2 protein-coding genes and 1 pseudogene are annotated in these 1,156 nt (G+C 43.4%); 2 read left to right on the top strand and 1 reads right to left on the bottom strand.

Annotated features, from left to right (window positions below):
- Positions 1-152: 152 nt before the first annotated feature.
- A pseudogene (locus ON063_RS14585) lies at positions 153-425 on the top strand (IS30 family transposase); the annotation flags it as partial.
- A 122-nt stretch (positions 426-547) separates the two neighbouring features.
- Positions 548-862 carry a hypothetical protein gene (locus ON063_RS14580; protein ID WP_274665616.1) on the top strand — a complete coding sequence of 105 codons (315 nt, stop codon included), beginning with the start codon at positions 548-550 and terminating at the stop codon, positions 860-862.
- A 42-nt stretch (positions 863-904) separates the two neighbouring features.
- Here ON063_RS14580 and ON063_RS14575 read toward each other — a convergent pair.
- Positions 905-1,156, bottom strand: a 252-nt coding sequence (locus ON063_RS14575; protein WP_274665615.1) for a hypothetical protein, incomplete at its 5' end; no start/stop codon positions are given.

Genomic DNA, 1,156 nt, shown 5'->3' with positions numbered 1-1,156 from the left:
AAGCCCATGACGCTTTCCTCGTGTAGAATGAAGTCACCACAACACAAATTCAGACGGAGGAAATCGCATGAGCTACACTCATCTTTCCACAAAGGAACGCGTGAAATAGAGACCTATCTGGAGCTCGGGATGTCCATCCGGTCCATCGCGAGATGGACCGGGGCAAGGAGTTCAGCGGTCACGAGCGCATCCAGGCGACGCTCGGCGTGCCGATGTATTTCGCCGACCCGCACTCATCGTGGTAACGGGGGAGCAACGAGAACGGTCTCCTGCGCGAGTTCTTCCCGAAAAGAACGGACTTCGCGAAAGTCACGCATGACGAACTCGCGGAAGCGCTGACCAAGATCAACGGGCGACCGAGAAAATGCCTGAACTGGAAAACAGCACACGAGCCCTTCAGCGAAGAAGTGTTGTGCTTCATTTGACAAATCGTCATCCATAAAATCATCTTTACGAGTAAAAAAATACATTTTTTTATAATTTAAACCTTTTAATCATGTGATTAATGTAATAATGTTAAAACACACCATGAAGGAGGCTCATATTAATGCTTGATCATGATTATAACGCAGAAGAACTCCCTACTTTAGAAGATAACTCATATCATCAGGAATCTTACAATGATTTAATGGGTGGCCCGATCGTAGAATCAGACGCTATGCCTAACGTGCATCAATATTTGCTTCAAGATGATCCATTGCGCCATGCTAGTGCGATTCAATTTCCATCCTTGTCTACGCACTATGTAGAACCACATCATGTGAGTTCCTATATTAAATCAAATGGAACATTTGTAGAGGGATACTTACGTGATGGAGATGGTGACACCGCAACTTTTGACGGAGACGGATACATTGCTTAGGAGTTCAATCTAAAATAGCACAAAGACGATATGGTCTCTGTGCTATTTTCTAAGTAAAAGAGAGGCTTGTTCATACAAAGGAACATAGTCTTTTTTTTTCTTTGAGAGTGATTCAATTGCATATAAGAGCATCTCATCTGCCCGATTTCGTTCTTCAATTTGACGTTGCTTTTTTCTCTCAGTAACTTCTTGGCGATTAGTCCACTCAAACAATTTTGTCGAGGTTAATTCATGGAGTGTTATTTCATCTCGAGAAGTGTACGCCGCGTCCAAAGCAAAAACTTCTTCAAGTCG

The organism is Exiguobacterium sp. B2(2022) (assembly GCF_028823655.1).
GTDB classification, from domain to species: Bacteria; Bacillota; Bacilli; order Exiguobacteriales; family Exiguobacteriaceae; genus Exiguobacterium; species Exiguobacterium aestuarii_A.
This window is presented reverse-complemented; position numbering and strand designations above follow the sequence as displayed.

Excerpts from the sequence above, each read along its gene's own strand:
- ON063_RS14580 (WP_274665616.1), top strand. The coding sequence starts at position 548 with ATGCTTGATCATGATTATAACGCAGAAGAACTCCCTACTTTAGAAGAT.